The organism is Massilia hydrophila (assembly GCF_020208145.1).
Taxonomy (GTDB): Bacteria; Pseudomonadota; Gammaproteobacteria; order Burkholderiales; family Burkholderiaceae_D; genus Telluria; species Telluria hydrophila.
Window position 1 is genome coordinate 34,353 of record NZ_JAHYBX010000003.1, and the last position, 18,884, is coordinate 53,236.

General features: G+C 69.6%; 15 protein-coding genes. 11 read left to right on the forward strand and 4 right to left on the reverse strand.

The genetic code is table 11. From position 1 onward, the window contains the following. Positions 1–196 precede the first annotated feature (196 nt). Positions 197–2,488 (reverse strand): OPT family oligopeptide transporter, encoded by a 2,292-nt coding sequence (locus tag LE190_RS09720; RefSeq protein ID WP_225238510.1) that lies wholly within the window; start codon positions 2,486–2,488, stop codon positions 197–199. A gap of 154 nt (positions 2,489–2,642) precedes the next feature. Between LE190_RS09720 and LE190_RS09725 the strand changes: the two genes are divergently transcribed. From LE190_RS09725 to LE190_RS09755, 7 genes are all read left to right on the forward strand, one after another. Next, entirely contained in the window at positions 2,643–5,021 is a 2,379-nt protein-coding gene (locus LE190_RS09725; RefSeq protein ID WP_439847477.1) for a penicillin-binding protein 1A, read from the forward strand. 173 nt (positions 5,022–5,194) lie between these two features. Next, positions 5,195–5,587, forward strand: a complete 393-nt coding sequence (locus LE190_RS09730; protein ID WP_225238511.1) for a PAS domain-containing protein — start codon at positions 5,195–5,197, stop codon at positions 5,585–5,587. Between the two features lie 32 nt (positions 5,588–5,619). Next, positions 5,620–6,990 (forward strand): sensor domain-containing diguanylate cyclase, encoded by a 1,371-nt coding sequence (locus LE190_RS09735; protein WP_225238512.1) that lies wholly within the window; start codon positions 5,620–5,622, stop codon positions 6,988–6,990. Then, positions 6,980–8,752: a putative bifunctional diguanylate cyclase/phosphodiesterase gene (locus LE190_RS09740; protein ID WP_225238895.1), complete on the forward strand. Its 1,773-nt coding sequence runs from the start codon at positions 6,980–6,982 to the stop codon at positions 8,750–8,752. Before LE190_RS09735 ends, LE190_RS09740 begins: the two co-directional genes overlap by 11 nt. 145 nt (positions 8,753–8,897) lie before the next feature. Next, the gene (locus tag LE190_RS09745) at positions 8,898–9,173 is read left to right on the forward strand and encodes a hypothetical protein (RefSeq protein WP_225238513.1); all 276 of its coding nucleotides are present in this window, start codon (positions 8,898–8,900) and stop codon (positions 9,171–9,173) included. 163 nt (positions 9,174–9,336) lie between these two features. After that, the gene (locus LE190_RS09750; RefSeq protein WP_225238514.1) at positions 9,337–9,540 is read left to right on the forward strand and encodes a hypothetical protein; all 204 of its coding nucleotides are present in this window, start codon (positions 9,337–9,339) and stop codon (positions 9,538–9,540) included. Between the two features lie 111 nt (positions 9,541–9,651). Then, a complete protein-coding gene (locus LE190_RS09755) occupies positions 9,652–10,632 on the forward strand; it encodes an HDOD domain-containing protein (protein WP_225238515.1) in 981 nt (326 codons plus the stop codon). A gap of 22 nt (positions 10,633–10,654) precedes the next feature. Here the strand turns inward: LE190_RS09755 and LE190_RS09760 are convergent, their stop codons facing one another. Further along, positions 10,655–11,326 carry a class I SAM-dependent methyltransferase gene (locus LE190_RS09760; RefSeq protein ID WP_225238516.1) on the reverse strand — a complete coding sequence of 224 codons (672 nt, stop codon included), beginning with the start codon at positions 11,324–11,326 and terminating at the stop codon, positions 10,655–10,657. 135 nt (positions 11,327–11,461) lie between these two features. Between LE190_RS09760 and mfd the strand changes: the two genes are divergently transcribed. The 4 genes from mfd to LE190_RS09780 all read left to right on the forward strand — a co-directional run bounded on the left by mfd (position 11,462) and on the right by LE190_RS09780 (position 17,876). Further along, complete coding sequence (gene mfd, locus LE190_RS09765) at positions 11,462–14,908, forward strand: transcription-repair coupling factor (protein WP_225238517.1); 3,447 nt, start codon at positions 11,462–11,464, stop codon at positions 14,906–14,908. A 20-nt stretch (positions 14,909–14,928) separates the two neighbouring features. After that, positions 14,929–15,777 (forward strand): phosphoserine phosphatase SerB, encoded by an 849-nt coding sequence (serB, locus tag LE190_RS09770; RefSeq protein WP_225238518.1) that lies wholly within the window; start codon positions 14,929–14,931, stop codon positions 15,775–15,777. Between the two features lie 259 nt (positions 15,778–16,036). Then, a complete protein-coding gene (locus tag LE190_RS09775) occupies positions 16,037–17,383 on the forward strand; it encodes an SGNH/GDSL hydrolase family protein (RefSeq protein WP_225238519.1) in 1,347 nt (448 codons plus the stop codon). A gap of 106 nt (positions 17,384–17,489) precedes the next feature. Further along, positions 17,490–17,876: a hypothetical protein gene (locus LE190_RS09780; protein ID WP_225238520.1), complete on the forward strand. Its 387-nt coding sequence runs from the start codon at positions 17,490–17,492 to the stop codon at positions 17,874–17,876. A 70-nt stretch (positions 17,877–17,946) separates the two neighbouring features. Here LE190_RS09780 and LE190_RS09785 read toward each other — a convergent pair whose 3' ends face one another. Then, entirely contained in the window at positions 17,947–18,336 is a 390-nt protein-coding gene (locus LE190_RS09785) for a cupin domain-containing protein (RefSeq protein WP_225238521.1), read from the reverse strand. An 83-nt stretch (positions 18,337–18,419) separates the two neighbouring features. Beyond that, the gene (locus LE190_RS09790; protein ID WP_225238522.1) at positions 18,420–18,857 is read right to left on the reverse strand and encodes a hypothetical protein; all 438 of its coding nucleotides are present in this window, start codon (positions 18,855–18,857) and stop codon (positions 18,420–18,422) included. Positions 18,858–18,884 lie beyond the last annotated feature (27 nt).

The window sequence follows — 18,884 nt, forward strand, 5'->3', positions numbered from 1 at the left end:
ACCTACCAGCGCAAGGCTGGCTGCGCCGCCCGTAGGGTGGGCCGCTCTTCCTCCTCCTTGGGTATCGCCGGCTGCGTGCACGCCGCCCACGCGATCAAGGTGTCAGGTCACGCGGCGCGGCGCTGCATGGGCTGCCCGACCGCGTGGGCGGCGGCCAGGCCGCGGGCAAAGCGGCTCCGCGCTAGAGCCGCCCACCCTACGCCTTGGCTTGCGGTTTCTCGCGCGCCACCCAGTACAGCAGTGCGATGATCAGCGCGTACGGAATCAGGGTCAGCAGGTGCGAATCCGGTCCCGCGAAGAACGGGTTGGAGGCCTCGGCCCACTTGGCCATGCTGGTGTCGAAGTCGGTCAGCACGCCCGCCGTGATGGCGATGATGATGCCGGCCAGGGCGCCGCCCGCGATGTAGCCCGAGGCCAGCAGCGTGCCCGAGCTGCGGTCGCCCGCGGCCTGGCGCTCTTCCTCGTTCATGCTGGCGTACTGCGGCAGGCGCCCGTTGCGGCGGTCCGTTACCCAGCGCACCAGGCCGCCCACCGCGATCGGCAGGGTCGAGATCAGCGGCAGGTAGACACCCACCGAGAAGGCCAGCGCATGCACGCCCGCCATCTCCAGCACCACCGAGATCATCACCCCGAACAGCACCAGGGTCCAGGGCAGTTCCTGGTCGAGGATGCCCTTGATGATGTAGGACATCAGCACCGCCTTCGGCGCGTCGTACTTCTTCACCTCGGTGCCGTCCGGACGCGTCTTGTGGGTGCCGTTGATGCCCGGGTCGACCAGGTAGGCCAGGCGGCCGTCGTCCGCCACCAGGTACTTGCCAGCCGGGCCGCCCGCGGTATCGGTCTTCTGCCACACTTTATAGGTGCGGGTGTCGCCGGCGGCCTGCGGACCCTGCAGCTGCGCCGTCTCGGTCAGCTTCGAAGCGTCCACCCGCAGGTTCGGCGCCACCTGGGCCGCCGGCACGTAGACCGTGCCGGCCTCGTTCAGCTTGAGCAGGATCGGGCCCAGGATCAGGGCCGAGGCGAAGGCGCCGCACAGGATCGCATACTGCTGCATGCGCGGGGTCGAACCGACCAGGTAGCCGGTCTTCAGGTCCTGCGAGGTGGTGCCGGCATTGCTGGCGGCGATGCAGACGATGGCGCCGACCGACAGCGCGGTCACGTAGTACTGGCCGCCGGTCCAGCCCATCACCAGGAAGATCAGGCAGGTGAACAGCAGCGTGGCCACCGCCATGCCGGAGATCGGGTTCGACGAGGAGCCCACTTCGCCGGTGAGGCGCGAGGACACGGTGGCGAACAGGAAACCGAAAACCAGGATCAGCAGCGCGCCCAGCAGGTTCATGTGCAGCGGGGTGGCCACCGTGATCACGGCGATGATGGCCAGGCAGCCGATCACGACCCACTTGAGCGGGATGTCGCGCTCGGTGCGCAGGGTCTCGTCGCCGGCCTTGTCCCTGGCCGCCGCCGCGCCCTTGCCCATGCCGGCCAGGCCGCCCGTCAGGCCCTTCCAGATGGCCGGCATCGAGCGCACCAGGGCGATCAGGCCGCCCGCCGCCACTGCGCCCGCGCCGATGTATAGCACATAGGCGTTGCGGATGTCGTCCGGACCCATGTCCTTGATCAGGATGGTGGCCGGGGCCAGCGGCACCGTGAGGAGCTCGCCAAAGAACGCGATCATCGGAATCAGGAGCAGATAGGACAGCACGCCGCCGGCCGCCATGGTCAGCGCGATGCGCGGGCCGATGATGTAGCCCACGCCGAGCAGCTCGGGCGAGACTTCGGCGCCGGCCGAACCGCCCTTGAGCGGGCTGGCGAACTCGAAGTTGACGTAGTCGCGCCAGCCCTTGAAGGACACGCTCAGGGTCTTGTACAGCAGGCCGATGCCGAAGCCGCCGAAGATCAACATCGCGCGGCGGCGCGCGTCGCGCGCCGCGTCGGAACCATCCTCGCGCGCCTCGCCGGCGGCCGCGCGCGAGGTCTCGGTGGCGGCGGCCTTGAGCACCTCGGCGCAGGCCGTGCCTTCGGGGTACTTCAGTTCGCGGTGGGCATCGACGATCATGGTGCGGCGCATCGGGATCATCATCAGGATGCCCAGCAGGCCGCCCAGCACGCCCACCAGCATCACGCGCGAGATCTCCAGGTCGAAACCGAGGATCATGATGGCCGGCATGGTCACGCCCAGGCCGAAGGCGAGCGACTCGCCGGCCGAGCCGGCGGTCTGGGTGATGCTGTTCTCGAGGATGGTCGATTCGCGCGCGCCGAATTTCTTCGCCGTGTGGAACAGGGTGATCGCGATTACCGCCACCGGGATCGAGGCGCTCACCGTCAGGCCCACCTTCAGCACCAGGTAGAGCGAGGACGCGCCGAAGATCATGCCCAGCACGGTGCCCATGACGAGCGCGCGCAGCGTCATCTCGGGCAGCTGGGCATTGGCCGGTATATAGGGCTTGAAGGCGGTCGCGCCCGGGCTGGAAGGCGAATCGTAAGGCATGGAAGTTCCCCTGGAATGCATACTTTGGCAGAGCCGAAGGCGTGACTATCGCATAGGACGTTATGGAAGGAAAGCGCTTTGACGGAGTAGAATGCGGCGGACACCATGCCCCGGCCGCGCCGGCGCAGCCTTGCAACCCAGCCCGCGACCGCCCGTGAACAAGCCCGCTTCGACACCCGCCACCACTTCCCCGCGCTCCGGCGCGCGCCGCCTGCGCATGCTGGTCTTTTTCAGCCTGGCCGCGCTGGTGCTGCTGGCGGCCGGCGCCGCGCTGTACGTGGTGACCGCAGTACTGCCCAAGGTGCCGAAGATCGACGCGGTGCTCGACTACCAGCCGAAGATTCCGCTACGCGTCTATACCGCCGACGGCCACCTGATCGGCGAATTCGGCGTCGAGCGGCGCGACTTCGTGCCGATCGCGCGCATCCCGGCGCCCATGAAGGAGGCGCTGCTGGCGATCGAGGACGCGCAGTTCTACCAGCACCAGGGCATCGACTGGCGCGGCGCGGCGCGCGCCGTGCTGTCCAACCTGCGCGAAGGCTTCGGCGCCGGCGGCGCCTCGACCATCACGATGCAGGTGGCGCGCAACTTCTTCCTGACCAATGAAAAGGTCCTGTCGCGCAAGCTGATCGAGGTTGCCCTCGCCTACCGCATCGAGGACGCGCTCACCAAGGACCAGATCCTGGAGCTGTACATGAACCAGGTCTTTCTCGGCAACCGCGCCTACGGCTTTTCGAGTGCGGCGCGCGCCTACTTCGGCAAGCCGCTCGAGGAGCTGAGCCTGGCCGAGACCGCGATGCTGGCCGGCCTGCCGCAGAACCCTTCGCGCCACAACCCGATCGCCAATCCGAAGCGCGCGAAGCAGCGCCAGCACGCGGTGCTCAAGCGCCTGTACGAGCTGGGAAGGATCGACGAGGCGGCCTACCGCCAGGCCCTGGCCGAGCCGCTGCGCATCCGCCGCGGTGGCCAGGTGTTCGACACCCACGCCGACTACGTGGCCGAACTGGCGCGCCAGGCCGTCTACGCGCAGTTCGGCGACGCCGCCTACGAGCGCGGCATCGTGGTCACCACCACCATCCTCAAGGCCGAGCAGGACGCCGCCTACGAATCCGTGCGCCGCAATGTGCTGGACTACGACCAGCGCCACGGCTACCGCGGCCCGGAGGCGCGCATCGAACTCCCGCAGGACCCGGCCGAACGCGAGGAAGCGATCATCGAGGCCTTGCAGAAGCGTCCGCAGAGCGACGGCCTGCTGCCGGCCATGGTGCTGGCAGCCTCGAGCCAGCGGGTAGAGGTCGAACTGCTCAGCGGCGAGCAGCTGACGATCGAAGGCGGCGGCCTGAAGTTCGCGGCGCGCGGCCTGGCCGCCGGGGCCAAGGAAAACCTGCGGATCGCGCCCGGCGCTGTGGTGCGGGTCAGCCAGCGCCCCGGAAAGGGCCAGGGCTGGGCGCTGGTCCAGGTGCCGCAGGTGGCGGCCGCCTTTGTCGCGCTCGACGCCGATACCGGCGCCTACCACGCGCTGGTGGGCGGCTTCGACTACAACCTGCAGAAGTTCAACCACGTGACCCAGGCCTGGCGCCAGCCCGGTTCCGCGATCAAGCCGCTGGTGTACGCGGCGGCACTCGACAAGGGCTACGGCCCGGGCACCCTGATCCTCGACGCGCCGCTCGAGATGCCGGGCGAGAACGCGGGCGCGACCTGGTCGCCGCAGAACGACGACGGCGTGTTCGACGGGCCGATCACGATGCGTTACTCGCTGGCGCATTCGAAGAACGTGACCACCGTGCGCCTGCTGCGCGCGGTCGGCGTCGACCAGGCCCACGACTACCTGGGGCGCTTCGGCCTGGACCTGGCGCGCCATCCGAAGAACCTGACCCTGGCTTTGGGCACCGGCGCCATGACGCCGCTGCAGATGGCGGGCGCCTACGCCGTGTTCGCCAATGGCGGCTACCGGGTCAAGCCCTACCTGATCGCCCAGATTCGCGACGGCGACGGCAGCATCCTGCAGGACAACCGCCCGCCGGCCCGCCAGGAAGGCGAGCGCGTGCTCGATGCGCGCACGGCCTTTGTTGCCGATTCCATGCTGCGCGACGTCACCCGCTACGGTACCGGCGCCGCCGCCGTGCGCCAGCTCGGGCGCGCCGACCTCGCCGGCAAGACCGGCACCACCAGCGACGCCATCGATGGCTGGTTCGCCGGCTATGGCGGCAAGGTGGTGGCGGTGGCCTGGATGGGCTACGACGAACCGCGCTCGCTCGGCGGGCGCGAGTTCGGCGCCACGCTGGCGCTGCCGATCTGGATCGACTACATGCGGGTGGCGCTGGCCGCCCGGCCCGAGCCGGCTGGCGCTGCCGAGCCAGTCCCGCCGGAAGGGCTGGTGCGCGACAACGACGATTGGGTATTCGAGGAATTCGCCGGCGACCCGGGATTGCGCGCCATCGATATCGCGCCGGAAGAGCTGGCGCCGCAGGAAGACGACGAGGGCGCGGAGGAAGAGGAAGAACCGTCAGGGGCGCCCGCCGGCGAAGCTTGAGACCCTGCCGGTCCTGCGCCGGGGCCGGGGTTGCCGGCCGCGCCTGCCCAGGCCGCATGAGCGCGTGTGCATAAACGTCACTCGGACGCTGCGCACAATTGACAAACCCGCTGGCGGCGTGTCAACATCAATTTCCTCAAATCAACTGTCGCGAAAACTCGCGCCCGCCTGTCATGAATGTATCTACGCTGAGCTTCTCGCGCCCGGACCTGGCCGAGGAGCTGGACCGCTGTTCGCCGGAACAGCTCGACGGGCTGGACTTCGGCGTGATCGCCTTCGACGCCGATACCCTGGTGCAGCGCTACAACGCCTTCGAATCGCAGGCCGCCGGCCTGTCGCCGCAGCGGGTGCTGGGCCAGCCCCTGTTTACCAATGTGGCGCCATGCATGAACAACTTCATGGTGGCCCAGCGTTTCGAGGATGCCCAGGAAGACGGCAGCATGCTGGATGCCACCATCGACTATGTGCTGACCCTGCGCATGCGCCCTGTGAAGGTGGCCCTGCGCCTGCTGGCCGCGCCGGGCGGCGTGTTCCGCTACGTGCTGGTCCAGCGCCAGCCGCGCTGAACCGCGGCACCGATCCACTGCCCGGGACCCGCATGCGTCACCCGCCCGAGGACTTCGCCGAACTGCGCGCCGAACACGAAGCGCTGATCCAGTTCCTGTACCTGGCGCCGGTCGGCCTGGTGCAGGCCGACGCCGACGGCGCCATCGGCATGATCAACCCGATCGCGGCCCAGCTCCTGATGCCGCTCTCGCGCGACGGCGGCCTCGACAACCTGCTGACGCTGCTGCAGGACGTGGCGCCCGAGCTGCGCCACCTGTGCGCGCGCTACGAGCGCCCGGCCGGCAAGATCTGCGACGGCCTGCACCTGCACCTGCATGCCGGCGGCAACGCCCGGAAGCAGCCGCAGATCCTGTCCCTCACCCTGCTCAAGCTCGACGCCGGGCGCCTGATGGCGGTGCTGGAGGACGTCACGCTGCAGGTGCGGCGCGAGCGCCAGCTGCGCCAGAACGAGGCCTGGCTGAACGCGATCCTGACCGGCATCGCCGACTATGCCCTGGTCGGCCTCGACGCCCAGGGCGCGATCGCCGCGTGGAACCCCAGCATCGCGCGCGTCACGGGCCACGGCGAGGACGCCGTGGGGCGCCCCTATTCGATCTTCTATCCCCCCGATGGCATGACGCCCGAACACCTGCTCGACCGCCTGCGCGAGGCCGGACGCGACGGCTGGAGCCTGGACGAAGGGCGGCGCGTGCGCGCCGACGGCAGCGCCTTCTGGGGCAGCGCCCTGATCGCGCCGCTGCCGGAACGCGAACCGCCCGGCGGCGCGGCGCCGGAAGGCCCGGCCTATTGCCTGATCCTGCGCGACATCAGCGAGCAGCGCGGCGCGAGCGAACAGCGGCGCCAGGAGGCCTTCGCCGACCACCTCACGGGGCTGGCCAACCGGCGCGCCTTCTTCGAGGCGGCCGGGCGCGAACTGGAACGCAGCGGCGCGCTGGCGCGCCCGACCGCGGTGATCGCCTTCGACGCCGACCATTTCAAGGCCATCAACGACAGCCACGGCCATCCGGCCGGCGACGCCGTGCTGCGCCACCTGGCCGGGATGCTGCTGAACACCTTCCGCGAAGTGGACGTGGTGGCCCGCGTCGGCGGCGAGGAATTCGCGGTGTTGCTGCCGTCCACCGGGCTGGCGCAGGCGGCGCTGGTGGCGGAACGCCTGCGCGGCGCGGTGGCGGCCCAGGCGGCCGAGGTCGACGGCGTGCGCATCGCCTGCACGGTCAGCGCCGGCGTGGCCTGCCTGGACGATGGCGACGGCGGCATCGACCTGCTGCTCAAGCGCGCCGACCAGGCCCTGTATGCGGCCAAGCGGGGCGGGCGCAACCGCGTAGAATGCTGGCGCCCGGCCCTTGCCGGCGCCCCCGTCCACCAGTCCGAAGGAAACGAAGGTGCCGAGCATGTTGCCTGACCCGAGCGATGCCTACGAAACGCTGGTGCAATTCCTGTACCGCGCACCGATCGGCCTGGCGCAGATCGCGCCCGACGGCACGGTCGAGATGCTCAACCCGATGGCCTCCAGCCTCCTGATGCCGCTCGCCTGCGACACCGGCCTCGAGAACCTGTACGCCGTACTGGCCCCGGTCGCGCCCCAGTTGCCACAGCTGGCGGCCAGTTTCGCCGACAGTTCCGGCGTGATCTGCGAAGGCCTGCGCGCACCGCTGCCGCCGGCGCTGACGGCGCCCGGCAGTCCGCAGGTACTCGGTATCAGCCTGATGAAGCTGGACGCCGAACGCCTGATGGCGGTGGTCGGCGACGCCACGCTCGAGGTGCAGCGCGAGCAGGAAACCCTGCTGCGGCGCCTGCGCAATGCCGCGCGCACCGACGCCCTGACCCGGATGCCGAATCGCGAGGCAGTACGCGAGCAGCTCCAGCACCTGGTGGCGGGTCCGCATGCGACCTCCGACTTCGCGGTACTGTTCATGAACTGCGACCGCTTCCGCCAGGTCAACGACAATCTCGGCCAGGCGGTGGGCGACGCCCTGCTGGTGCAGGTGGCCGACCGCATCCGCGGCGCGCTGCGTCCGCCGAGCGACCGCATCGGTCCCGCCGCCGGCGCCGCCAGCAGCCAGCTGGCCGCGCGCGTCGGCGGCGACGAATTCGTGGTGGTGCTCGACGGCCTGCGTGCGCGCGAAGACGCCGAGCGGGTCGCGGCCCGCCTCCTCGACGCGCTGGGACGGCCCTACCGGGTGCAGGGCCACGACGTCGTGTGCAACATCAGCCTGGGCCTGACCTGGGGCGCCGACGCGCTGCATGGCGGCCTGCGCGACGCCGACGAGATCCTGCGCGACGCCGGCATCGCCATGGTCGAGGCCAAGCGTGCCGGCGGCGCGCGCCAGGTGGTGTTTGACAGCAGCATGCGCGAACGCGCCGCGCGCCGCGCCGACATCGAGGCCGAACTGCGCCAGGCGCTGGTCGAGGAACAGCTGTTCGTGGTGTACCAGCCCGTGGTCGGTCTGCTGCCCGACGGCGGCACCGACCATGCCGCCGGGGTCGAGGCCCTGGTGCGCTGGCGCCATCCGCAGCGCGGCATCGTGCCCCCGATCGAATTCATCGGCGTCGCCGAGGAGTGCGGCCTGATCGGCGCGGTGGGCGACTTCGTGCTGGAACGCTCGTGCCGCGATTTCATGGACTGGCAGGCGCGCCTGGGCAGCGCCGCGCCGCGCGTGATCGCGGTCAACCTGTCGCGCGCCCAGCTCGGCCGGCCAGGATGGATCGACGGCGTGCGGCGCGTGCTGCAGGCCACCGGCATGCCGCCCGGCCAGCTGCAGATGGAAGTCACCGAGAGCCTGGCGGCCCAGGACCAGGACATCCAGCTGCGCCTGCACGAGCTGAAGGCGCTCGGCATCCAGCTCGCGCTGGACGATTTCGGCACCGGCTATTCCTCGCTTTCCAGCCTGCACCTGCTGCCGGTGGACACGGTCAAGATCGACCGCTCCTTCGTGAGCCAGGCCGATACCAGCCACCACCACCGGGTGCTGATCGAAGCCACGGTCAAGGTGGCGCAGAGCCTGGGCATGAAGACGGTGGCCGAAGGTATCGAGACCGCGTCCCAGGCGGAGGTGGTGCGGGCCCAGTGCTGCGCCAAGGGACAGGGCTATTTCTATAGCCGGCCACTGCCGGCGCCAGAACTGCTGGCCTGGCTGGCTGGACAGCAGCCCATGGCGGCCTGAACGGGGGCGCGAGGCCAGCGCCACCTCATCCTCCCCTGCCGAATCTTGTGCGTGCGCTCCTACACGCACTGGCGACCTGTTCCTATTTCACGCGCCGGCGCCTGCTCGCATGATTGGCAAACCCAAATAAACGAGGAGATAGCGCATGAACAAGTCCTTCCAAGGCGTCTTGCTGGGCGGCATCCTGGCCATGTCGCTGGCCGCCTGCAGCTCGACCGGCAGCGATGCGACCAATACCACCTCCGGCTCGACCACGCCGGGCGCCACCACGGCGACCGGCATCGGCGGCACCAACAACGGCGTGGTACGCGACAGCACTACCGGCAACGGCGTACCGTCCTCGGCGGGCCAGGCCGGCACCAATGTGTCGAACACCGCCACCAACCCGACGACCAACACCGCAACCAGCACCACGCGCTGACCGCCGTGGCGCCCGCCAGCGGGCCTGTCCGCCACGCCGGACGGGCCCGCTGCGCCTTCCTGTACGTACGCTGCTTCCTACATCGACTGGAGCGCTGCGCCTATTTCACGCATGCCGCGCGCCTCGCATGATGGCCTGACCCATCCACGACGAGGAGAACCGCATGAACAAATTGAACACTGCATTGCTGAGCGTCCTGGCCAGCATGGCGCTGGCCGGCTGCACCACGACCGGCAGCGGCACCACATCCGGCAGCAGCGCCAGCCCGTCCGGCCAGAGCGGCACTGCGACGCCGACCACCAACGAATCGGTCACCACCCCGCCGACCACGCCGCCTCCGGGCACGACGCCGGGCGGCGGCAGTTGAGCCAGGGGCAGCGTGGGCGGCTCCCGCCCACGCGCTGACTATCCCTTCCACCGCAATACGGCGCAGCACATGGGGTAGAATCGGCCTGCCCTGGCTCGACTTCTGCCCACCATGAAAAATTGGCTTGCCCGCCTGTTCGGCGCAAATGCGCACCCCGACGAGGCGCCCGGCGCCCAACCGTCCTCCGCCTCAGCGGGCGACGCGCCCGCCGTGGCCGTGCCCGAAGCCACTCCCTTCGACCTCGACCTGGCCTTCTACCGCTGGCTGACCGCAGGCGTGGCCCACGCCGGCAGCATGCCGGAGGAGCTGGTTCTCGACGAACTGGCGCGGCTGGCGCGCCAGCCCGAGGCCGCCGCCGACCTGGTGCCGCGCGTGCCCGCCGTCGTCCCGCAACTGCTGCGCAGCCTGCGCGACGAGGCGATGTCGGCCGGCGAGCTGGCGCGCCAGGTGGGCCAGGACGTGACCCTGGTGGCCGAAGTCATCCGCGAAGTCAACAGCCCGTACTACCGCGCCACGACCCGCGTCACCAATATCGAGGGCGCGCTCATGCTGCTGGGCCAGAACGGCCTGCGCATGCTGCTGGCGCGGGTCGCTTTCCGGCCAGTGATCAGCGCCCAGAGCGGACGCCTGGCGCGCCAGGCCGCGCCCCAGCTGTGGAGCCAGTCCGAGAAGTGCGCGCAGGCGGCGGCACTGGCCGCGCCCGCCCTCAAGGCGAATCCTTTCGAGGCCTACCTGGCGGGGCTGATGCAGAACGTGGGGCTGGTGGTGGCGCTGCGCCTGGTGGACCAGCTGGCCGGCAGCGCGGCGCTGCCGCAGTCCGAACGCTTCGCCGGCGCGCTGCTCGAGCACGCGCGCACCCTGTCGGCGCGCATCGCGGCCTCCTGGGAATTTCCGCCGCCAGTGGCCGCGGCGATCCTGCACGCCGGCCGTGCCGAAGCCGGGCCGCTGGCCCAGGCCCTGGACGCGGGCGAGCGCCTGGCCAAGCTGCGGGTGCTGGCCGAGGCGGGCGTCGAGGAAGCGGCGGCGCTGGCCGCCGCCCTGCCCGCCCCCGAGGGCCGCATCTACGAGCGCCTGCGCAGCGAAGCGGAATGAAGCGGCGTGAAGCAGCGCGGCCCTAGGCATAAGCGACCCAGCCGCGAAACACGCCGGCCGCGTAGAACATGCCGACGTCCCTGAACCCTTCCTCGCGCAGCAAGGCTTCGTCCTGTTCCGGCGCCAGCACCGGCAGCACGCGCGCGATCAGCGCGCGCCGCCGGCGCGCTTCGTCCGGCGGCGCGCCGGCGGCCAGCGCATAGGCTTCGTCGCGCGCCAGACAGCGTTCCCGTTCCAGCCCATCCTGGGCAAAGCTCATGTGCGCCGCCACGAAGGGCGCGCCGCGCCGCAGGCGCCGCCGGATCGCGCGCACCGCGTGGCGCCGTTCGCACAAGGGCATGAAGTGCATGGTCAGCAGGCAGGCCGCGGCATCGAAGGGGCCGGGCGGAGCCACGTCGACGTAGCCGGCGTGCAGGCTCACCCGGTGCGCGTGCTCGCCCACCGTGTCCTGCGCCAGCGCCAGCATGTCGGGTGAGGGATCGACGCCGTCGAAGCGCCACCCGGGCTGGGCATCGGCGAAAGCCTTCAGTTCCAGGCCGCCGCCCGCGCCCAGCACCAGCACCCGGGCGTCGGGTGGCGCGCGTTCGGCCAGCAGCACCTGGGCCATGCGCTGCAGGTCGTGGAAGCCCGGCACCAGCCGCGGCGGGCCCTGGTGGTAATGGGCCACCGCCCCGGGATCTGAAAAATGTTTCATTGCACCGCGCATGGCCACCTCGCTCATCCGGAAAAGCGCGCGCGCGACGCGTCTCGCCAGGGTCTCGCGCCCGGCGTCGGACCGGCCATTCGTCTATAATGGACAGCCCCTGTTGCGAACGTCACTGCGCGCTCAATGCCTTTCGATCTCAAGAAAAACCTGCCCAAGCCAGCCACCCGATTTGCCCTGCCTGCCCTGCACGGTTCAAGCGATGCCTATGCGCTCGCCAGCGCCGCGCTGGCGCTCAAGGCCAGGGGGCAGATCCTCACCGTCATCGTGGCGAACGCCAGCGACGGCCAGCGCCTGCTCGAGGAGATTCCCTGGTTCGCGGACGGCGCATTGTCCTGCCACCTGCTGCCGGACTGGGAAACCCTGCCCTACGACGCCTTCTCGCCGCACCAGGACCTGGTGTCGGAGCGTCTCGCCACGCTGCACGAGATCCGCAACGGCCAGTGCGACGTACTGGTGGTGCCTGCCACCACCGCGCTGGTGCGGCTGGCCCCGCCGTCCTTCCTGGCAGCCTACACCTTCTTCTTCCGCCAGGGCGAACGCCTGGACGAAGCCAAGCTCAAGGCCCAGCTGACCCTTGCGGGTTATACCCACGTGTCGCAGGTGATGTCGCCCGGCGAATATTCGGTGCGCGGTGGCCTGATCGACCTGTTCCCGATGGGTTCGGCCCTGCCCTACCGGCTCGATCTGTTCGGCGACGAGGTCGAGTCGATCCGTACTTTCGATGCCGACACCCAGCGCTCGCTGTATCCGGTAAAGGAAGTGCGCTTGCTGCCTGGCCGCGAGTTCCCGATGGACGAGGCGGCGCGCAGCGCCTTCCGCGGCCGCTGGCGCGAGCGCTTCGAGGGCGATCCATCGCGCTCGCCGATCTACCGCGACATCGGCAACGGCATCGCCTCGGCCGGCATCGAATACTACCTGCCGCTGTTTTTCGACGAGACCGCGACCCTGTTCGACTACCTGCCCGAGGACGCCACCCTGGCCCTGGTGGGCGACATCGAGGCCGCGATCGGGCGCTTCTGGCTCGATACCGAGTCGCGCTACAAGTTCCTGAAAAGCGACCGTGAGCGGCCGATCCTGGAGCCGCGCGAGCTGTTCCTGGGCGCCGAGCAGTTCTTCACTTGCGCCAAGCCGCACGGCCGCTGGACCATCGGCCGCGACCCGTCCGCGCCGGCGTCCGAGCTGTCCGCGCCGATCCCCGATGTGGCGGTCAACCGCCGCCTCGACGATCCGCTGTCGAGCCTGCGCGCCTACCTGGGGCGCCAGGATGCGCGCGTGATGATCGTGGCCGATTCGGCCGGCCGCCGCGAGACCCTGCAGCAGTATTTCCACGAATACGGACTGGATCCGGTGCCGGTGGAAGGCTTCGCGGGCTTGCGCGCCGCCAGCGGCCCGCTGGCGCTCGGGGTCGCTCCGCTGCAGGCCGGCTTCGAACTGAACGAAGACGCGGCCGGTCGCCTGGTGTTCATCACCGAGACCGAGCTGTACGCGGGCTCGGGACGGCGCGCCGGCAAGAAGAAGCAGGAGGCTACCAGCCAGGTCGAGTCGATGGTGCGCGACCTGTCCGAGCTGAAGATCGGCGACCCGGTGGTGCACATCAACCACGGCATCGGGCGCTACATGGGCTTGATGAGCATGGATCTCGGCGAAGGCGAGACCGAGTTCCTGCACCTGGAATACGCCAAGGAAACCAAGCTGTATGTGCCGGTCTCGCAGCTGCACGTGATCTCGCGCTACTCCGGCACCTCGCCCGAGGACGCGCCGCTGCACAGCCTCGGTTCGGGCCAGTGGGACAAGGCGAAGAGAAAGGCTGCCGAGCAGGTGCGCGACACGGCCGCCGAGCTGCTCAACCTGTACGCGCGGCGCGCGGCGCGCCAGGGCCACGCCTTCGAGTATTCGAGCACCGACTACGAGAACTTCGCGGCCAGCTTCGGCTTCGACGAAACGCCCGACCAGGCCGAAGCCATCCACAACGTGATCAAGGACATGACATCGGGACGCCCGATGGACCGCCTGGTGTGCGGCGACGTCGGCTTCGGCAAGACCGAGGTCGCGCTGCGCGCGGCCTTCATTGCCGTCATGGGCGGCAAGCAGGTCGCGATCCTGGCGCCCACCACCCTGCTGGCCGAGCAGCATGCGCAGACCTTCGCCGACCGCTTCGCCGACTGGCCGGTCAGGATTGCCGAGTTGTCGCGCTTCCGTACCGGCAAGGAAATCAACAATGCGATCAAGGGCATGGCCGACGGCACCCTCGACATCGTGATCGGCACCCACAAGCTGCTCTCGCCCGACGTGAAGTTCACCCGCCTGGGCCTGGTGATCATCGACGAGGAGCACCGCTTCGGCGTGCGCCAGAAGGAAGCGCTGAAGGCGCTGCGCGCCGAGGTCGACGTGCTGACCCTGACCGCGACCCCGATCCCGCGCACGCTCGGCATGGCTTTGGAGGGCCTGCGCGACTTCTCGATCATCGCTACCGCGCCGCAGAAGCGCCTGGCGATCAAGACCTTTGTCCGCAGCGAGGACGGTTCGATCATCCGCGAAGCCTGCCTGCGCGAACTGAAGCGTGGCGGCCAGATCTACTTCCTGCACAACGAGGTCGAGACCATTGAAAACCGCCGGTCGATGCTCCAGGAACTGTTGCCGGAGGCGCGCATCGGCGTGGCGCACGGCCAGATGCACGAGCGCGACCTGGAAAAGGTGATGCGCGACTTCGTCGCCCAGCGCTTCAACATCCTGCTGTGCACGACCATCATCGAAACCGGCATCGACGTGCCGACCGCGAACACCATCATCATGCACCGCGCCGACCGCTTCGGCCTGGCCCAGCTGCACCAGCTGCGCGGACGGGTCGGCCGTTCCCACCACCAGGCCTATGCCTACCTGCTGGTGAGCGACGTGGGTGGCCTGACCAAGCAGGCGCAGCGCCGCCTCGATGCGATCCAGGCGATGGAAGAACTGGGCAGCGGCTTCTATCTCGCCATGCACGACCTGGAGATCCGCGGCGCCGGCGAGGTGCTGGGCGAGAACCAGTCGGGCGAAATGCTGGAAGTCGGGTTCCAGTTATATTCCGACATGCTCAACGAGGCGGTGCGCTCGCTGAAAGCCGGCAAGGAGCCGGACCTGGCCGCGCCGCTGTCTTCGACCACCGAGATCAACCTGCATGTGCCGGCCCTGCTGCCATCGAGCTACTGCGGCGACGTGCATGAGCGCCTGTCGATCTACAAGCGCCTGGCCAACTGCGAGAGCCAGGACCGGATCGACGCCATGCAGGAAGAGCTGATCGACCGCTTCGGCAAGCTGCCCGAGCCGGTCAAGGCGCTGATCGAGACGCACCGCCTGCGCATCGCCGCCAAAACGGTGGGCATCGTCAAGATCGACGTCCACGGGGAAGCCGCCAACCTGCAGTTCATGGAACAGCCGCCGATCGATCCGGTCAGGATCATCACCCTGATCCAGAAGAACCGCCACATCAAGCTGGCCGGCCAGGACAAGCTGCGCATCACGGCCAGCATGCCCGACCTGGCGGCCCGCGTGACGCAGGTGAAACAGACCATCAAACAACTGCTCGCTTGAGAACCGGATAGAGAATCACGATGACCATGAACCTGGTGCTGCAGGGGCCGCAGGCCTCTTCCGACACGCTCGAACGCCTGGCCGCGCTGGCCCGGCCGGCGCGTATCGCACGTCTCGGCGAGCATGCCCTGCGCTGCGAAGACCTTCCCTTTGCGGCACCGCTGCGGGAACAGGTCGAGGCCGCCGCCTTCGAGGCCGGGGTCGATGCCTGTTTCATCGAGGCGGGGCGCAGGCTGACCGACTTCGGCCTGGTCGCGATGGACATGGACTCGACCCTGATCACCATCGAGTGCATCGACGAGATCGCCGACATGCAGGGACTGAAGCCCCAGGTGGCCGCGATCACCGAGGCCGCCATGCGCGGCGAGCTCGATTTCGCCGCCAGCCTGGCGCGCCGCGTGGCCCTGCTGGAAGGACTGGAAGCCTCGGCCCTGCAGCGCGTCTACGACGAACGCCTGCGCATCTCGCCGGGCGGCGAAGCGATGCTGGCGGCGGTGCGCGCGGCCGGCCTGAAGACCCTGCTGGTGTCGGGCGGCTTCACCTTCTTCACCGACCGCCTGAAGGACAGGCTGGGGCTCGACCATACCCATGCCAACCTGCTCGAGGTCGAGGACGGCAGGCTGACCGGGCGGGTGCTGGGTGGCATCGTCGATGCGCAGGAAAAGATGCGCACCGTCGAGCGCGTCTGCGCCGGACTGGGCATCGCGCCGCAGCAGGCCATCGTGGTGGGCGACGGCGCCAACGACCTGCAGATGATGGGCATCGCCGGCCTCTCCGTGGCCTTCCGCGCCAAGCCGGTGGTGCGGGCCCAGGCCAGCGTCGCGCTGAACTTTTCCGGTCTCGACGGCCTGCTGAACATCCTGGCCTAGGACGCCAGGCGACATCCGGGCGGGGCGCCAGTCCACGCGTGCGCAGCGGCGGCAGGTGCGGCCGCCCCTGCCATCGCTTGGCCGCTCGGCCGCTTGGCCGAACCATCTGCATTCGGCTTAGTTTCATCTCCACCCCTGTTTCGCACCCTGATCCGAGCCGCCGCAACACGCGTGCCGCACAGGCTTGGATCGGCCGCCCGGCTGGACTATGTTGGTGTTGCGGCCGCGCCGTGGCCGCGCCCTTGAACAGGAGCCTGCCATGCCCGATCCGGCCTTCCACGCGCCGTCCAGCGCGACTTTCCCCCATCCACCTTCCACGCCGCAGCCGCAACCCGACCTCGTCCGATCCGGCGCGCGCCCCGACCGCAAGCGGCGGCGCCTGCTGCTGGGCGCCTCCACGCTGGCCGGCGCGCTGGCGATCGGGCCGCGCGACGCCCGCGCCCAGTCCTGGCGCAGCGAAGGCTGGTCCGCCACCTGGGGCTGCGCGCCGGCCGGACCGCCGCCCGCCGCCTCCACCACCAGCTTCAGCGGCCAGACGCTGCGCCTGATCGTGCGCGCCAGCACCGGCGGCAGCCGGCTGCGGGTGCGGCTCTCGAACGAGATGGGCAGCAGCCCGCTGGTGATCGGCGCGGCCCAGATCGCCCTGTCCGCCGGCGGGCAGGCGGTGGTGGCCGGCTCTAGCCTTCCCTTGCGGGTCGGCGGGCGCAGCGCGTTCACCATCCAGCCCGGCGCGCCGGCACTGTCCGACCCGGTGTTCTTCCAGCTGCCACCCTTTGCCGACCTCGCCATCAGCCTGTATTTCCCGGCCGGCGCGAGCGCCACCACGGTGCACCGCGACGCCTGGCAGACCGGCTATGTTTCCACGCCAGGCAATTTCGCCGCCAATAGCACGTTCAGCGTCGCGCGTACCCTGACTGCCTGGCCTTTCGTCACCGAGGTGGATGTCGATGGCGGCGCGCCCTGCGTGGTCGCGATCGGCGACTCGCTCACGGACGGCCAGGGCAGCACCGCGAACCAGAACCGGCGCTGGCCCGACTACCTGGCGCGCCGCCTGCAGGCCGAGCTGGGCGCGGCCGGACGGGTCGGCGTGGTCAATCGCGGGATCGCCGGCAACCGCCTCCTGCTGGACGACGCCGGCGCGCTGCTGGCCGGTCGCGACGTGCTGGAGCGCTTCGACCGCGACGTGCTGGCTACGCCCGGCGTACGTGCGCTGATCGTCGCGATCGGGATCAACGACATCGTCTACGCCTCGGGCACGGCGCTGGCCGGCATGCCGGCCGAGCTGGTCGCGGGCTACCGCCAGCTGCTGGCGCGCGCGCACGCACGCGGGCTGGCGGCGCTGGGCGCGACCCTGCCGCCAATGCTGGGCTTCGTCTACTACACGGCGGCGCGCGAGGCGGCGCGCCAGCAGGTCAATGCCTGGCTGCGCTCGTCGGGCGAATTCGATGCCTTGGTGGACTGGGACGCGGTGCTGCGCGATCCGGCCGCGCCGACCCGGCTGCGCAGCGCCTACAACAGCCGCGACTGGCTGCATCCGAACGATGCGGGCTACCAGGCGCTGGCCGCGGCGGTACCGCTCGCGACGCTGAGCACGCTGCTTGCCTGAAGTGCAACGAGACCAGGCAGCGGGAACGCCATGAGTGTAACAAGCTGTAATTGGTGGCGGCAGCCCCGTCCGAATTTCCTATCATGGAAGGATCAGGAGAACCGCCATGAAAAACCTCATCATTCTCAGTGCTTCGCTCGCCTTGCTGGCCGGTTGCGCCGCGCCCGGCCCGGAGGGCTATGGCCAGGCCTATCCGCGTGCCGCCAGTCCGGACGGCTGGCAGGTCGTCTCGGTCACGCCAGTGCCGCTCGGCACCGGCGCGCGCGCCGCCGCCAAAGGCGAAACCGGCGTCACCACCTACAGTAGCGCACCAGTGATCGTGCAGCAGCCGGTGTATGTGCCACAACCGGTCTATGTACCGGAGCCGGTGTACCAGCCGCGTTACTACTACCCGCCCGTCTCGATCGGTCTGGGCTTCAATTTCGGACGCGGCTGGGGCCATCACCGCGGCTGGGGCGGGCATATCGGGACGCGCTTCCCCTACCGCCGCTGAATCCGGGCGACGGAAACGCCAAGCCGGCAGCGATGCCGGCTTTTTTCTTGCCTGCCGCGCGCAGCGCGGATCAGTGGCCGTGGTGCTGGCGTTCGTACTCGTCCGCTTCCGCCTTGGTGGCGTGGACGATGCCGTCCGGGTGCTCCGGCGGGGTATACAGCGTGTACAGGCGCATCGCTTCGGACGGCGAGGTATTGATGACGTTGTGCTCGGTGCCGGCCGGGATCACGACAGCCACCCCGTCTTCCAGGCGGTGCTCCTCGCCATCCAGGACCGCCACCCCCTCGCCCGCTTCCACGCGGATGAACTGGTCGTGGCCTTCATGCCGCTCGAGGCCGATTTCTTCGCCCGGCTGCAGGGTCATGATCACCAGTTGGCTGCGCGCGGTGGTGTACAGCACTTCGCGGAAATTATTCCCGGCGAGGGTTTTTTCTTCGATGTTGATGCTATAGCCAGACATTTGCTGTTCTCCTGAAGTGACGGCCAACCATTGCCGCAAGGTCACTATTGTATAAGAGCCAAGCGCCAGGCGTGCGCAGCCGCTCAGGCTGGCGGAAGCGTGCCGGGAAGCGTGCCGAACAGGTCGTGCGCATCGAGCAGCGCGTAGGCAATCTCGGGCCGTTCGGCCAGGCGCCGCCGCACGGCCGCCGGCACCGACTGGCGCGCCTTCTTGCACAGGCCAGGCTTTTCCTCGAGCACGACGATGATGCCGCGCACGGTGCGCACCTCGTTCGGTCCGGGCGCGATGCGCAGTTCGGCACCGAGGTTCTGGCGCACCAGGGCCTGCACGTGCTGCAGGTCGGCGTAGCTGTCGATGCGCGCGATGCGCTCGAGCAGCCGCTGTTCCTGCTGGCGGGTCAGTGCCAGCGGGCGCTGGTCGGCCGCGGGATCGGCCAGCACGCGCTCGCGCTCGCACACGCAGGCGCCGGGCGGGCACTCGGTGCGGATCGGGAAGGAAGACGGGGTCGGGTGTTCGCTCACGCTGCGCGCATCATCAGTGCCGGGACA